We start from the raw sequence: 14,271 nt of genomic DNA, 5'->3' as shown, positions 1-14,271 counted from the left end.
TAATATACAAGGACGGCAACCCAGCCCGCAGAGGCCTTTTACAGGCATGAGACGTTAGAGCTTTTCCTTGATAATCCGGTTCAGCAGCACATCACAGCCCGCGTTGATCAGGGTGTAAACCTGCTCGAAATTACCGGTAAAATAAGGGTCCGGCACTTCCCTCAGCTCCTCCTCGGGCAATAAATCCATGAAGAACAACAGCTTTGCATTCTCTCCGCCCGGAACCCTCCGCACATTCTCGCCATTGGACTGGTCCATGCAGAGGATATAATCAAATGCCTTGAAATCGCCGCTGCTTACAAGACGCGCCTTCATGTGCTCATAGCTGATGCCTTGCGCATCCAGAATACGCCGGGTTCCTTCATGCGGCCCTTTGCCCACATGCCAGTCTCCGGTGCCTGCAGAATCGACAGCAACCTGTTCCGTCAGCCCCCGCTCAAGAATCTTGTGGCGAAGAACAGCCTCCGCCATCGGCGAACGGCAAATATTACCCAGACATACAAACAGCACGTTAACGATTCTTCTCACCTCCAGCATAGTTTTACTTATAATTCTGTACATTAACGTACTTTATTTATTTTAGCGCGGTCAGGGACAATTGTACAACTTTTCGATCTGCATTATACTTGGTCAGGAAAACTAACTATGCCGTCACTAATAAGGAGGTTGCCCCATGCCAACCAAACGGGTTGTTATCTTTGCCGGAGGAGATCTGTCGGCGGAGTATTTATCTCTATTAGATGAAGAGGATTTTGTAATCGGGGCTGACCGGGGAGCTTTATTTCTCATTTCGCACGGGGTTATGCCGGATATCGCTGTAGGCGATTTCGATTCCGTCACTCCGGAAGCCCTCCGGCAAATCGAAGCGGGAAGTAAAAACACCATTGCCTGTGATCCCGTAAACAAGGATTTAACTGACAGTGAAATGGCGCTGGATCTCGCACTGGGCACCCAGCCGGAATCGATTCTGCTCCTGGGTGTGACGGGAACAAGGATCGACCATACCCTCGCCAGTATTCAAATGATGACAAGAGCACTGCAGCGCCAAGTACGCTGCTCGGTGATGGATTCGCACAACTATATCACCCTGACCGGCTCCCAGACTGAGATCCATGGAATGGGTTACACTTATGTCTCCCTGCTTCCATTGACACCGGAGGTCACCGGAATTACGATTGAAGGCTTTCAATATCCGCTGACAGGCGCCACACTGAAGCTGGGGCAATCTCTTGGAGTAAGCAACATGCTGACTGCTGACCGCGGCACCGTCTCCATAGAGAGCGGACTGCTTCTGATTATCCAAAGCAAGGACTGATACATATGGATTTGGAGACATCACTGTAACTTTTGTTTCAAAAGTGTAAAGCCGGTAAACCTCTTGCCGCACAAGGGTTTCCGGCTTTTTTCTTTGCGCGCGTCACCTAAATATTAATATTTTGTAACTTTTAATGAGATTTTAATAAAACGCTTCCATCTCTTGCCCGGCCTGGATTTGACGCCTCTGCTCCAAAATTTAGGTGATTCATAACCTGCTATACTACGAACAGGCAAGAGAATAGAGATTCAGATATTAATTGGGAGGTAATACAAAATGAAGAAACACCAATGGTTCAAACAAGCAATTGTAGTGGGCATGTGCACCACGATTGGCCTGGGCACCCTCATGGCAACAGGAGCCGGCACAGCACCCGTTGCTGCCGCAACTGTGTCCTCCGAGACAGGTCAAAGCATTGTGAACTTCGGGAAAAAATATTTGGGTGTGCGTTACGAGTTCGGCGCTTCCGCTTCTTCCTCCAAATCCTTTGACTGCTCCTCGTTCACAAAATTCATTTTTGCTAAATACGGCATAGATCTGCCCCGTACCTCTGTGGCACAATCCAAAGTAGGCACCTCCGTATCCAAAGCGAACCTGAAGGTGGGCGACTTGGTGTTCTTCTCCAGCGGCAGCAGAGCTACGGGCTCTAATGTGACCCATGTAGCCGTCTACGCCGGAAATGGCAAAATTCTTCACACTTACGGTTCACCCGGTGTAACCATCTCCGACTTGAACTCCGGCAATTGGAAAAAAACCTATCTGAAAGCACGCCGCGTACTGTAACAGCACTGGACTAATCCCATTCATTTGCAAAAAACAAAAATTGGTTGGCTTTGTTCAGAGTATGGTGTCAGCATGCGGCGCCCCTTCCGGCGCCCGCAGTACATATCCGGTTCCACGCACCGTATGAATCAGCTTATTCTTGTGGCCTTTGTCCACTTTTAAGCGGAGATGTCTGATATACACATCAACCACATTGGTGTCTGCATGAAAATGATAGCCCCAAACCTGCTTCAGAATTTCATCACGGGGACAGACGTCCCCCAGATTTTCAGCCAGATAATAGAGCAGGTCAAACTCTTTGGGCGTCATTTTCAGCTCTATGCCATCCCGGCTTACCAGCCGGCGGGTTGGATCAAGGATCAGACCATCCACCTTCAGCCGGGACGAAAGGCCGCGGCGGCGGCCTGTAAGTCTCAATAAATTATCGACTCTGCATTTGAACTCACCGATATGTACAGGCTTCACCATATACTCGTTGCCACCTGCCTTAAAAACCGCTACCGCCTCCTCGCCAAACGCTCCATTTGAAATAACCATTACAGGAAGAACACTCCCCCGCTCCCTCAGATCCGAAATTATACCCCATCCGGCCCACTCTGCCGCCCTATTCAGTTCTGTGAGCAGCAGTACGGGTTCCACTCTGGACAGCAATGAGCGAAGATCCTCGAGATCTTCGCTCATTGCTGTTTGCAGGCCCATCTCCTGCAGCGCCTCTGCCAGATTCAAGCGTTCCTCCCTCTCGCGCCCCTCTTCCGGGCCGACACGGACATCGGCGGGCTGCGCGGGCACAAACCAGGCAATGGTCTCATTTCTCATTCACTGTTATCCCCCGCATCATATCAGCCTTGCAGCAGCACTGCTGCAGATGATCCTTAGATTTCCCGCAAAGCAAAGAGACCATTCTCCGGAATGGCCTCTTTGTCCTGAATATTGTGCGATTTTATTTCATAAAGTCGATTTCATGAAAGTTTAGAACCTCGGTTTCCCAGCGTTCCCGGACAAACCGCTGATGATCGGGATGCGCGTTGTAGGTATCATAGGCTTCCCGGTTCTCAAACTCCATAGAGAAGCCGTAACTAAACTCGCATTTGGCACTTACCTGGCGCAGCACCTCAAAGCCAGCCACTACCGGTATGGCACTGAGAATCTTCTCTCCGTCTTTAAGAAAGCTCTCTGTTTCCGGTGAGCCTTGCGGATGCTTCAAAGTAAAGATCGCCATATGTCTGATTGCACCGTTTCGCATTTCAATATTCCCCCTCGCTATCCGAAATACCGGTGATAAAAGCTGCGCGCGGCAGCAATATCACTGGTTCCATGAATCAAAGCCCGTCCATCCCCAAAAATGACCAGCCGGTACGGCTCCTCGGTAAAGGACACCAGATAAGGATTGCTCTCAACCGTACCGCTGCCGAGGCTTGCAAGGCGGGCTGCCGTGTCCTTCAGATTCAGCTTTTGGCGGAGCGCCGGCCGGATCTGCACCGTATCCCTGCCGCACAGCACATCGCTGCGTTCGGTGTTCGCCGCAGTCAGATAAGGATAAACCGGATGACAGCCGCAGGAAGGACAGCTATCCTTTTTCGCGGCCTTGACGCCGATCTCCTGATGTTCGTTGCGCCATACATCGAACGACAGCAGCTTGTTCCGAAGCTGCTCACGGTGTCCGCCAAGCAGCTTCAGCGCCTCCGCTGTGCCGTTGGCCGTAACCAGCTGTACTGCCTGCGGAAGGATGCCGGCCGTGTCACAGGTATCGCCGCCAAGCGGCACCGCACCCAGGAGACAGTTCAGGCATGGCGTTTCTCCCGGCAGGATCGTGTAGGTTATGCCATAGCTTCCGACACAAGCGCCGTAAATCCAGGGAATGCCGTGCTTTTGAGCCATATCATTGATGATCAGCCGGATGTCGAAATTATCCGTTCCATCCATAATCAGATCCACACCTTGAAGCAGGCTCTCCAGCTCCTCGGCGCGCACATCCAGCACCTGGGCCTCAATCGTAATTTCCGAGTTGATCTGCTCAAGCCTCGCCTTGGCTGCTGCCGCTTTGGGGATGCGCTGCCGGGCATCCTCTTCCGTATACAGCTGCTGGCGCTGCAGATTGCTCCACTCCACATAGTCGCGGTCCGCCAGAACAATCCGCCCTACTCCGCAGCGGGCCAGTGTCTCGGCAATTCCTGTACCCAGAGCGCCCGCTCCGATGATCAGCACGGCCGAGCGGGCAAGCCCCGCCTGCCCCTCCGCACCAAAGGGAGTGAACCGTACCTGTCGCGAATAGCGGCCGTCCCGCCCGCGCTCCTGTTCGGCAATATCTTTTTCCTGTTCCGTATGGCTCATAACAAGGCCCCCCATATATTTAAAAGCCGGAGAGAAGCCGCCCGGGCTGTTCGCCTCCAGCTTCAGCTTATACTGATTGCGCCGACCACTGCTCAACATTCCAAATCTTGGTAACCCAATCCTCATAAAAATCCGGTTCGTGGGAAACAAGCAGAATCGTACCTTTGTACTCCTGCAGTGCCCGTTTTAATTCTGCCTTGGCAACTGCATCCAAGTGGTTCGTAGGTTCATCGAACAGGAGCCAATTGCTCTCGCGCATCATCAGCTTGCACAGGCGCACCTTGGCCTGTTCGCCTCCGCTCAGCATGTTCAGCGGACGGGTAATATGCTCATTCTTCAGGCCGCAGCGGGCCAGATGGGCACGCACCTCATGCTGGCTGAGACTGGAGAACTCATTCCATACGTCATCAATCGGCGTAAGATTTGCCGCCTTAACCTCCTGCTGGAAGTATGCGGAATTAAGGAAATCGCCGAGATATGTTGTGCCGCTGTAGGCAGGAATCACGCCCAGAATCGTCTTCAGCAGTGTGGATTTACCCACCCCGTTGCAGCCGACAATGGCAATCTTCTCACCGCGTTCAATCGTCACATTCAGCTTGGGCAGCAGCGGGCGTCCGTAGCCGATTTCGAAGTCAATGCCTTCAAATACCGTCTTGCCGCTGGCCCGGCTCTCCTTGAAGGAGAACGCCGGCTTGGCAGCTTCCTCCGGACGGTCAATCCGCTCCAGGCGGTCAAGCTGCTTCTCGCGGCTCTTTGCCCGGCCGGAAGTGGAATACCGCGCCTTATTGCGCTGAATGAAGTCTTCCTGCTTTTTGATAAATTCCCGCTGCTTCTCATAGGCTTCAATATGCTGATTCTTGTTCATGTCGGCCATGTGGAGGAACTTCTCATAGTTGGCCGTATAACGGGTCAGCCTGGCAAATTCCAGATGATACACGACATCCACGACTTTATTCATAAATTCGCTATCATGGGAAATCAGAATGAACGCATACGGATATTGCTTCAGATAGCCCGTCAGCCAGTCGATATGCTCCACATCCAGATAGTTGGTGGGCTCATCGATCAGCAGAACATTGGGCTTCTCCAGCAGCAGCTTCGCCAGCAGAACCTTCGTGCGCTGGCCCCCGCTTAATGATGCCACATCACGGTCCAGGCCGATTGCCGACAGACCCAGGCCGTTGCCCATCTCCTCTACCTTCACATCGATCAGATAGAAATCGCCGATATCCAGCTGTTCCTGGATTTCGCCCATCTGCTCCAGCAGCACCTCAAGCTCACCAGGAGCTGCCTCACCCATTTTCTCAGTGATGGCCATCATTTCCATCTCCAGCTCAAGCAGCGGCAGGAAGGCATCCTTCAGGACATCGCGCACGGTTTTGCCGGGAGTAAGCATCGTATGCTGGTCGAGATAGCCGTAGCGGACCTTAGGCGTCCACTCCACCTTGCCGCTGTCCTTAAGCAGTTTGCCGGTCAAAATATTCATCAGAGTCGACTTCCCGACGCCATTCGCCCCTACCAGTCCAACATGCTCACCGGCAAGCAGCCGGAACGATACATTCTTGAACAGCTGCCGATCTCCAAAGTTGTGGGAAACGTCTTCTACAGTAAGTAAACTCATAAATTCTCCGTAAGCTCCTGTCTATATTTTAAATGAGGCCCATATTCCTTCAAACCAACATGCAACGATTTATTCTAGCACATGTAAGCGCCACACTGAAACAGGAGTTTGCCCGGAAAAAGCTTTATCGGCCAAATAAATCAGAAAGATCATGGTTTTTTCTGAAATATTCCACCGCGTTTCGTAAATATGCGTCCCGGACATTGCTCTTTGAGCAGACGTTCAAGTGTCTCACCCAGCCGGCCTTTATGCTGAAAAGGGTCCGGCTGGTACGGCAAGCCGTGTACCTTCATGCCTCCCAAAGCGGATTCCAGCAGGCCGGCAGCAGACCGGGCGGAAAGCGGCAGGCAGATCCGCCAATGCGGCTGGGGAGTCCTCCCGCTGCCGGCCAGCCAGCGCAGTGTTTCCTCCAGGCGCCAATCCGCACCTGAAGCCACGAGCAGCGGTATTGCGCTCGCCGCAAATTCCTCAAGCGCCCCCTCATAGTCTGCTGTGCCCAAATCGAGGACCACGAAGCTGTACGCGCCGCTGAGCAAAGAGCTGATATCGCCCCCCGGCGGCCTTTTATAGAAGTGCACCCCCTTCCATACCAAGGGCGCAGCGGCACCCTCGTGCCTTCCGCCTTCCTCCGGAATTTCCAGCATATTCCCAATTCGTTCATACACTGTCGAAGCCGGGTTGAAATCTACCCAGGCGGCAGTACCGAATCTGGACAGGCAGCTGCTTGCCGCCAAAGAGGTATGCGTTGTGCCCAGGCCGGGCGCTACACCAAGGAGAGCGACCACATGGGCTGCCTGTTGCGGGCGGACGGGTGCAGGCTTGCTGCGCAGAATTCTTTTCCCGGTCGCCTTCCCTGCTTCGGCTTCGATCGGCTCCAGAGCAGCAAGAACAGCTTCCGCGCCGGGATATCTCTCTTCGGGATGCTGGCGCAGCAGGCGCCGGATTACCGGGATTAGAGAGTCCGGCAATTGGAGGCGCAGCTTTCCCTCCAGCCCCGGCTGCCAGCGGCTGAATTGGCCTCCGGTAGCCATGTACAGCAGCAGTGCCCCCAATCCGTACAAATCCGCGGCAGGCCCGCTTGGTCCTCGCCCATACTGCTCTGGAGCCGCAAAGCCGGCCGTCCCCAGCTTCTCGGTGTCGTCCTTGCCCAGCCTGCGCGCAATGCCAAAATCAATCAGCATCAGCTCATCAGGGCCTGTCAGCATAATATTTCCGGGCTTCATATCCCGGTGAACAATCGGCGGATGGTGACCATGCAAATACTCCAGCACCTTAAGCAGCTGCTTCGCATACCGGATAATGTGTATTGCGGGCAGCGGCCCGGGATTGGACATGAGGTGCTCGCTTAACGTCACTCCCTCGATATAATCCATTACAAGATAACAGTAGCCTTCCCGGTCCGGCGGAAAGAAATCGACCACCCGCGGCAGCAGCGGATGGCTTAGGGAGATCAGCAGCCCGGCCTCCGCCCGGAAATCCCCGTGTCCGCCTTCTTTGCTGATACTCTCCTTTACGGCCCAGCGTTTTCCCGGCAGGCGCAAATCCTCTGCGAGAAAAACATGGCTCATGCCCCCTGTTCCGATCATTCCGGCAATTCTGTATCTGTTCCCGAGTACTTCTCCGGCCTTCAGCCTAGATTCAAAAATCACGGTTATCTCCTCCAGTTCCTCGTTATCTGGTCAATAAAATAGGGAAAGCCTCCGTTATCAGCGCATGAAAACGGCATAAAGCCGGCTGCGCGGACAACGGGATGCTTTCCCTTTGGGTGAACGATCCGTTTTAATATTTAATCATATAAAGTGTAATTTCATCACGGTTATGGAACAGCTGCTTGGCCCGCTGAAGCTGCATCCGCTCTTTCTCGAACATGGCGATAATTTCCTTGATTACCGCGAGCGGCTTCTTGTGCATCAGCTTCACAGTGACAACCGCCGTTCCACCGGGCGTCAGGCTGTGCAATAACCCGGTAACCAGCTTCGCCATCAGCTTGGGGCTCCAGCTCATGTCACAGACCAGCAAGTCAAATTCATTGTCCGGGAATTTTACTTCTCCGGCATTTTTGCGCAGGATCTTCAGCGCCGGGTTCTTGCGGAGCGACTCGTGCATCAGCGCCGGGTCAACGGCTGTCACCTTGAGCCCCCGCTCCAGCAGAAATGAGGTCCAGCCGCCCGGAGACGCGCCGATATCCACCGCATTCCGGAAGCTGCGGAACGGAATCGCAAATTCTTTTTCCGCTTCCATCAGCTTGAACTTGGCCCGCGATATCTGCCCGTCTTCTTTGCGGAAGCGGATCATGCCGCCGTTCCAGCCCGACAGGCTGTCCTCCGGGCGGGATACTCCCGCATACAGCGCCCCGCCATCGGCATAGACCGAAATGACCCAGGCCGGTTCCTGCACAGTGAACTCCGCTCCCAGATTCTGCAGCCGCTCCTGCAGCCATTCGCGCAGCTCGCCCGGGCTGTCCGTCCAGAAGGAGCTGCCGCCCTTGCGGACATGCAGCACCGCCTTCTCGCCTTCCAGCTCACTGCGGCGGCTCAGGTAAACGGCCAGACGTTCCAGCGCCGACATATCGCCCTGGTCCTGGAACTGCACAGGCAGGATATGCCGCAAGAAAATCGGCGGATTCCCGGCCAGCACACGCGATACCTCTTCAGGCTCCGCTTCCAGCGTCGCCAGGAAGATTTCCCCCGGCAGCAGCACCGTGCTCTTCACCGCGCCGAACAGACGGCGGAGCTCCTCCTGGGCATAAGGGGCAAAGCCGTGGTTGGCGGTGCATATATACCGCGAATGTATTTTTTCTTCCGGAGCAGGGGTCTGCCGGGGAGTTGCAGCAATAGAATCGTTCAAAGAGTTGTGCCTCCAGGTCTTATTTTGATCCAGGGACGGCCGCTATCCCATTCAATATCAGCAGGAATATCGTAAGCGGCCAAGATCATTTCTTTTGTTAAAATTTCCTCTTTGGGACCGGAGCCTGCCAGCTTGCCGCCCTTGATCAGCGCCACATGCGTAAAGAGCGGCACGATTTCTTCCACATGATGCGTAACATAAACTACGGATACGTCTCTCTGCTTCAGCTTGTCAATCTCCGCCAGCATCTTCTCGCGCTCGTACAGATCAAGCCCGGCACAGGGCTCATCCAGAATCAGGAGCTTTGGCTCGGCCATCAGACAACGCGCCAGCATCGCCTTTTTGCGTTCCCCCTGGGACAGCGTGCCGAACGGATGGTAGGCCATCCCGCCGAGATTCATATCCTCCAGCAGCCGGACCGCCTGCTCATGCACGGCACGCGGAATATCCTGATAGAAACGCAGATAAGCATATGCACCGGTAGCGACAACCTCCCATACAGGATCGGTCAGCGACAGCTTTTCCATCAGGGAAGGGCCGATATAGCCGATCTCCTTGCGCACCTCGCGCAGATCGCACTGGCCGTATTTGTAGCCAAGCACCTCTACAGAGCCTTTGCTCGGAAACAAATAGCCGGTCATCATTTCCAGCAGGGTGGTTTTGCCTGAGCCGTTGCGGCCCAGAATTACCCAGTTTTCGCCTTGCTTCATTTCGAGCGAGACATCATCCAGAATCAGACTCTGCTCTCTGCGCAGGGACAGATGTTGTAAAGATATCATTATGAGGTCACACTCCTTATGTAGTCCAGCACCCGCTCCACAGAGCCCATGGAATAATAAACAGCCGGAGCTTTGCTGCGGTCCGCCGGGGCAACCAGCAGTGCAGGCACACTGGAGATTTGGTAGGAATTCACTAAGACGGGCAGCATGTTCACATTTCCGGCTGCGAGCAGCAGCTTCTCCGGCAGCAGATGCTCCGCCACCTCCAGCATCCGCCGGGCAGCCTTGCAGGTTCCGCACAGCGGAGTATACAAAAACACGGCCAGCGGTTCGCCCTCCCGCTCCAGCACCTCCAGAAGCTCCCGCTGATCCATCTCCTTCATCGGCTGCACGCTCCGCCCGCAAGCTCCAGGAGTCTGGCCGGGTCCAGCGGGCCATTATGGAGCAGAACCTCCCCGGGGACCGCAGGATACAAGATTTCATACATCTCCCTGCGTCCCTGCAGACTGGAGGTATGCAGATAGATTTCGTGCGGGAACAGCCCTTCCAGCACGATACGTCTCGCAACTTCGCCGCCGCTGAAATCCTCAGGTCCCATGTCATAGTCCAATGACAGAACGCAGACCTCACATTCACGCAGCAGAAGAAGGCATTCCTCCGTGGACCGGGCCAGAGTAAAGCCCGGGGGGTGTTTCCGGTAATCGTCCATATATAAATTGATCATGGCTGCGCCTCCGCTTCATACCATTCGCGTACTGTGGCAATTTCCTGCCGGTGGGTCCCGTCCGTTCCCTTCTCTGTCTCCATGGCAACGGCCGCAAGGCGGCAAGGCTCCGCAAGCAGCAGACTCCGCAAGCCCTCGGCACCGATGCAGCCCCTGCCGATTGGCGCATGCCTGTCCCGGCGCAAGCCGAATGCATGCAAGGAATCGTTCAGATGAACGGCTTTCAGATGCGGCCAGTAGCCCAGCTCATGGCCCCGCCGGAGAAATTCCTCCGTGTGCTGCGGATTCCAGATCCCGGCGGCGAACGCATGGCAGGTATCCAGACAAAACCCGATTTTCTCCGGATAACGGCTCAGTTCACGGATTTTGACCAGCTCTTCCAGGGTCATGCCTTCGCTTCCGTGGTTGCCTGCCTGGTTTTCGATCAGGAGCTTGGCCGCTCCGCTCCAGTCTCTCAGGGTATCATTTATACATTGTATAATATTTTGATAGCCTTGTAACGGCTCCAGGCCGGCAAAATGTCCAAAATGAACCACGATGCCCAGCGAACCGCAGGCTTCGGCAATCTCCAGATCATTAAGCAGCGATGCCACCATTACCGATCTGGAGGCCGCACCATCACTGCCTGCCGCCAGATTAGTCGGATACGGGGTATGGGCAATGGATACCATCCCCTTCTCCCGGCAATAGGCGGCGCAGCTCTCCGCATCCCGCCGGTCCAGCGGCTTCAGGCGCAAGCTGCGCGGATTCTTCGGAAAATATTGAAAGCATGCCGCACCGCTCTCCCAGGCGAACCGGGCAGCCTGCCCGTAACCGCCGCGAATGCTGACATGCGCCCCGATTTTGGGGCTATTCGCCATGCTGGCAATCCGGGCAATAAAACACCTTGCGGCCGGACAGCTCTTTTTTGACAATCGTTCCCCCTCCGCGCAGGCAGGGTTCACCCTCACGGTCGTATACTTTGCACCTGTCATTATAAGAACCGGTAACCGTATCTCCGGTCATGAACGGCATTTCCATATAACCGCCGATTTCTGTTGCTTCCGTAAGCACCTTGCGCACGCTGTCGTACAGGCGCGTTACCGCTTCCGGTGTAAGATTCTGCACCAGCGTTGTCGGCAGCAATCTGGCTTCAAAGGCAATTTCATCCGCATAGCAGTTGCCGATCCCGGCCATCACATGCTGGTTCACCAGCAGGCTCTTCAGCGCGCCGCGCCGCCCTTTGAGCAATGCCGCGAAACGCTCAGGTGTCATGCGCCGGTCCAGCAGCTCAGGACCCAGCTTGCCCATTGCCGCCTCGCTCTCCTTCACGGACAGCAGGTGCAGGTATCCCAGGCGAAGCCCCATGAAATACAGGATATGATCTCCGAACGCCAGTTCGACCTGTGTAGACCGGTCAGGCCGCTCTTCCTCCGTACCGTAGAACATCAGTCCGCCAAGCATTAAATGCAGCAGCAGCCTGCGGCCATCGTGGAGATGGAACAGGATATGCTTGGCGCGGCGCTCCACAAATACAATGCGTGCCCCGAGAAGACCTTCGGCGAAGTCCCCGCTCTTCATGTTGATGGTTTTCTCCCGGTTTACGGTCACACCTGTAATCGGAGCGTTTATAAGATGCTGGCTGAGCAGCTTTCTGTAATTCTCCATTTCCGGCAATTCCGGCATATTTGCATCGTCCCTTCGTAAGTATCATAGTAAGCAGTAAGCACACCTTTGACATTATACACCGAGCATCCCCATAAGTTCAGCTAAATCCTCACAAATTTCATCGGGAGTGACTCCGGTGAGGCGCTGATAGTCCTCCAGGTTGTCCCTTGTAGTCAAACCGGTCAGCACCAGGATGGTCCGGCAGCCCGCCCGTACCCCTGCGGAAATATCCGTACGCATATTATCCCCGACCACAACCGCCTCACCCGGCTTAATCCCCAGCAGCGATGCGGCGTAAGCAATGAGATGGGCTTCAGGCTTGCCAATGACCACCGGCGGAATACCGCTGGCCGCTTCGATCGCTGCTCCGAGCGAGCCTGCTCCAGGGATTACGCCGTCATCGGCGGGCAGCATCAGATCGGGGTTCGTGAGCACGAACTTCGCACCCTCGCGGACCCAGCGCGAAGCCCGTGCCAGCGAATCATATGTAAAAGACCGGTCAATCCCCTGCACTACGTAATCCGGAGCTTCGGCCACCAAGGTAAGCCCCGCTTCGCTGCAGGCCTGAATCAGCCCTTCTTCTCCAAGTATCGCCACGGTTGCTTCCGGTGATTCCTCTGCGATATAACGGGCTGCTGCCAGAGAAGAGGTGCAGACCTCATCCGGCTCCGCTTCAATGCCCATTCCGCGCAGATGCGCCGCCACACTGGCAGGGGTCCGCGAGGAATTGTTCGTTACGAACATATACGGAATTCCCGCCTTGCGCAGAGCGGCGATAAGGAGATCTGCCCCGGGTATCATCCGGCCGCCATGGTATAATGTTCCGTCCAGATCGATCAGTAGCCCTCCAATATTGTTCATCGCTGACCTTCCTTTTTCGCTCAAATATAATTAATTACATTAATAATAAACCTTGTTAAGTTTTTTAATTTCTTTGCTTGCTCTGCAGAAACCCATAAGTCTCGCATTGGTTTCCGGATGAGCCATTATCCAGTTCCAGAGGCAGAGAAGGCTTAATTTTTCGCCATTTTCTCCAGTGCTTCGTTAATTTTTAAGCCAGCTAATCGTTTAAATTCAACACACTTCGTCGAAAGCTAGCGAACCCGCGGCCCATCAGGCTTTTTTTGGCACAGCACTGTCATTTCCTGCGCTTTCCCGGAAAATAATTCACTTTTCAGGGGCAATTTCCGGGGCTCTCCGGTACACCGGAAAGGTGCAAAATTCCTCGGCCAGCAGCGTCTGCGGAAAGATGGCCTGCGCTTCCGCAAGCAGCGGAAGCAGCTCTTCCTGTGTAGTGTAGCGGGAGCTGAAATGCGTCAGCAGCAGCTCCCGCCCGCCTGCTTCACGCGCCAGCTCAGCGGCCTGGCGGGCTGTGCTGTGATGATACTGGTAAGCCATATCCTTCAGATCATGGCCAAAGGTTGCCTCATGGATAATCAGATCCGCATCCTGCGCAAGCGGCAAGGCGCCCTTGCAAGGCCTTGTATCTCCCAGAACGGTCACGATACGGCCTCTTTTCGGAGCATTGACCACCTCCGCAGCACGGATCAGAAGGCCATCCCCGGTCATTACATCCTGACCCTTTTTCAATCTGCCATATAGCGGCCCCGGCTTCAGGCCATAGCTGTGCAGCAGCTCCGTATTCAGATTCCCCGGACTGTCTTTCTCCGTCACCCGGTAGCCGTAGCTGTCAATCCGGTGCTCCAGCAGCGCTGCCTCAACCTTAAAGCTGTCATCCTCGAAGACAAGCCCGCCGCTGTGCTCCACAATCTCCAAAGGATAAGGAATCCGCGACTGGCTGGCTGACAGGGAGATTTCCAGATAGGCTTTGAGGCCGGGCGGGCCATAGACTGTAAGCGGACCCGTGCCTCCCTGGTAGCCGCGGCTGGACAATAAGCCCGGCAGTCCGAACAGGTGGTCACCATGCAAATGGGTGATGAACAGCTTCTCCAGCTTGCCCAGCCGCAGCGGGGAACGGAGAACCTGGTGCTGCGTGCCTTCTCCGCAGTCGAACATCCAGAAGCTGCGCCGCTCCTCCAGGAGGCGCAGAGCAACAGAGGTAACGTTCCGCTGCAGCGTAGGCACCCCGGCATTTGTACCCAAAAAGTATATTTCCATTGTGCTCCTCCTCTCTTCATTCTTCGGGAAGCTTTTAATTCTGCACTGCAGAATCTGCTGCAGAATCTCATGCAGAGAATTTTACCCTTTTTGGAGCAAAAAATCATCTTTTGAACAGGCGCACAGCTCCAGCAAAAAACCTCCCGGTTACGGGAGGTTCCGCTGT

Annotated in this window: 16 protein-coding genes; 2 read left to right on the top strand and 14 right to left on the bottom strand. The window is 54.8% G+C overall.

Annotated elements, in window-relative coordinates:
• Positions 1-54 precede the first annotated feature (54 nt).
• Positions 55-519, bottom strand: a complete 465-nt coding sequence (locus HYD27_RS03470; protein WP_219211945.1) for a low molecular weight protein-tyrosine-phosphatase — start codon at positions 517-519, stop codon at positions 55-57.
• Between the two features lie 154 nt (positions 520-673).
• On the opposite strand from HYD27_RS03470, the gene HYD27_RS03465 reads away from it, so the two are divergent.
• Entirely contained in the window at positions 674-1,315 is a 642-nt protein-coding gene (locus HYD27_RS03465) for a thiamine diphosphokinase (RefSeq protein WP_219211536.1), read from the top strand.
• Between the two features lie 276 nt (positions 1,316-1,591).
• Entirely contained in the window at positions 1,592-2,098 is a 507-nt protein-coding gene (locus tag HYD27_RS03460; protein ID WP_219211535.1) for a C40 family peptidase, read from the top strand.
• A 54-nt stretch (positions 2,099-2,152) separates the two neighbouring features.
• Here HYD27_RS03460 and HYD27_RS03455 read toward each other — a convergent pair whose 3' ends face one another.
• From HYD27_RS03455 to rnz, 13 genes are all read right to left on the bottom strand, one after another.
• Complete coding sequence (locus HYD27_RS03455; RefSeq protein ID WP_219211533.1) at positions 2,153-2,914, bottom strand: winged helix-turn-helix domain-containing protein; 762 nt, start codon at positions 2,912-2,914, stop codon at positions 2,153-2,155.
• A 124-nt stretch (positions 2,915-3,038) separates the two neighbouring features.
• Complete coding sequence (locus HYD27_RS03450) at positions 3,039-3,341, bottom strand: Dabb family protein (protein WP_219211525.1); 303 nt, start codon at positions 3,339-3,341, stop codon at positions 3,039-3,041.
• A 17-nt stretch (positions 3,342-3,358) separates the two neighbouring features.
• A complete protein-coding gene (locus tag HYD27_RS03445; RefSeq protein ID WP_219211523.1) occupies positions 3,359-4,429 on the bottom strand; it encodes a ThiF family adenylyltransferase in 1,071 nt (356 codons plus the stop codon).
• A 67-nt stretch (positions 4,430-4,496) separates the two neighbouring features.
• On the bottom strand, positions 4,497-6,050 hold the full coding sequence (locus HYD27_RS03440) for an ABC-F family ATP-binding cassette domain-containing protein (protein ID WP_219211522.1): 1,554 nt from the start codon (positions 6,048-6,050) through the stop codon (positions 4,497-4,499).
• 149 nt (positions 6,051-6,199) lie between these two features.
• Positions 6,200-7,699: a serine/threonine protein kinase gene (locus tag HYD27_RS03435; RefSeq protein ID WP_219211520.1), complete on the bottom strand. Its 1,500-nt coding sequence runs from the start codon at positions 7,697-7,699 to the stop codon at positions 6,200-6,202.
• A gap of 130 nt (positions 7,700-7,829) precedes the next feature.
• Entirely contained in the window at positions 7,830-8,897 is a 1,068-nt protein-coding gene (locus tag HYD27_RS03430) for an SAM-dependent methyltransferase (RefSeq protein WP_220101482.1), read from the bottom strand.
• Positions 8,894-9,676, bottom strand: coding sequence for an ABC transporter ATP-binding protein (locus tag HYD27_RS03425; RefSeq protein WP_219211518.1), 783 nt, complete (start codon positions 9,674-9,676; stop codon positions 8,894-8,896). The genes HYD27_RS03430 and HYD27_RS03425 overlap by 4 nt, the downstream gene beginning before the upstream one ends.
• Positions 9,676-9,999: a thioredoxin domain-containing protein gene (locus tag HYD27_RS03420; protein ID WP_219211517.1), complete on the bottom strand. Its 324-nt coding sequence runs from the start codon at positions 9,997-9,999 to the stop codon at positions 9,676-9,678. The genes HYD27_RS03425 and HYD27_RS03420 overlap by 1 nt, the downstream gene beginning before the upstream one ends.
• Positions 9,996-10,340, bottom strand: coding sequence for a cyclic-phosphate processing receiver domain-containing protein (locus HYD27_RS03415; RefSeq protein ID WP_219211515.1), 345 nt, complete (start codon positions 10,338-10,340; stop codon positions 9,996-9,998). The genes HYD27_RS03420 and HYD27_RS03415 overlap by 4 nt, the downstream gene beginning before the upstream one ends.
• Entirely contained in the window at positions 10,337-11,200 is an 864-nt protein-coding gene (locus HYD27_RS03410) for a deoxyribonuclease IV (protein WP_219211943.1), read from the bottom strand. The genes HYD27_RS03415 and HYD27_RS03410 overlap by 4 nt, the downstream gene beginning before the upstream one ends.
• The gene (locus tag HYD27_RS03405) at positions 11,190-12,005 is read right to left on the bottom strand and encodes an Fpg/Nei family DNA glycosylase (RefSeq protein WP_219211514.1); all 816 of its coding nucleotides are present in this window, start codon (positions 12,003-12,005) and stop codon (positions 11,190-11,192) included. Before HYD27_RS03405 ends, HYD27_RS03410 begins: the two co-directional genes overlap by 11 nt.
• A 54-nt stretch (positions 12,006-12,059) precedes the next feature.
• Positions 12,060-12,848 (bottom strand): TIGR01457 family HAD-type hydrolase, encoded by a 789-nt coding sequence (locus HYD27_RS03400; RefSeq protein WP_219211512.1) that lies wholly within the window; start codon positions 12,846-12,848, stop codon positions 12,060-12,062.
• A 306-nt stretch (positions 12,849-13,154) separates the two neighbouring features.
• Positions 13,155-14,105, bottom strand: a complete 951-nt coding sequence (rnz, locus tag HYD27_RS03395) for a ribonuclease Z (protein WP_219211511.1) — start codon at positions 14,103-14,105, stop codon at positions 13,155-13,157.
• Positions 14,106-14,271 lie beyond the last annotated feature (166 nt).

The sequence above is a fragment of the Paenibacillus sp. S150 genome, from assembly GCF_019352175.1.
Taxonomy (GTDB): domain Bacteria; phylum Bacillota; class Bacilli; order Paenibacillales; family Paenibacillaceae; genus Paenibacillus_AQ.
The sequence above is the reverse complement of the archived record's forward strand: the minus strand, read 5'-3'. Positions and strand labels throughout refer to the sequence as shown.

Bases quoted from the DNA above. Each gene is read 5' to 3' on its own strand.
- HYD27_RS03400 (WP_219211512.1), bottom strand. From the start codon at position 12,848: ATGAACAATATTGGAGGGCTACTGATCGATCTGGACGGAACATTATAC.
- HYD27_RS03420 (WP_219211517.1), bottom strand. From the start codon at position 9,999: ATGAAGGAGATGGATCAGCGGGAGCTTCTGGAGGTGCTGGAGCGGGAG.
- HYD27_RS03465 (WP_219211536.1), top strand. From the start codon at position 674: ATGCCAACCAAACGGGTTGTTATCTTTGCCGGAGGAGATCTGTCGGCG.
- HYD27_RS03425 (WP_219211518.1), bottom strand. From the start codon at position 9,676: ATGATATCTTTACAACATCTGTCCCTGCGCAGAGAGCAGAGTCTGATT.
- HYD27_RS03445 (WP_219211523.1), bottom strand. From the start codon at position 4,429: ATGAGCCATACGGAACAGGAAAAAGATATTGCCGAACAGGAGCGCGGG.
- HYD27_RS03450 (WP_219211525.1), bottom strand. From the start codon at position 3,341: ATGCGAAACGGTGCAATCAGACATATGGCGATCTTTACTTTGAAGCAT.
- HYD27_RS03405 (WP_219211514.1), bottom strand. From the start codon at position 12,005: ATGCCGGAATTGCCGGAAATGGAGAATTACAGAAAGCTGCTCAGCCAG.
- HYD27_RS03415 (WP_219211515.1), bottom strand. From the start codon at position 10,340: ATGATCAATTTATATATGGACGATTACCGGAAACACCCCCCGGGCTTT.
- HYD27_RS03410 (WP_219211943.1), bottom strand. From the start codon at position 11,200: ATGGCGAATAGCCCCAAAATCGGGGCGCATGTCAGCATTCGCGGCGGT.
- HYD27_RS03460 (WP_219211535.1), top strand. From the start codon at position 1,592: ATGAAGAAACACCAATGGTTCAAACAAGCAATTGTAGTGGGCATGTGC.
- rnz (WP_219211511.1), bottom strand. From the start codon at position 14,105: ATGGAAATATACTTTTTGGGTACAAATGCCGGGGTGCCTACGCTGCAG.
- HYD27_RS03455 (WP_219211533.1), bottom strand. From the start codon at position 2,914: ATGAGAAATGAGACCATTGCCTGGTTTGTGCCCGCGCAGCCCGCCGAT.
- HYD27_RS03440 (WP_219211522.1), bottom strand. From the start codon at position 6,050: ATGAGTTTACTTACTGTAGAAGACGTTTCCCACAACTTTGGAGATCGG.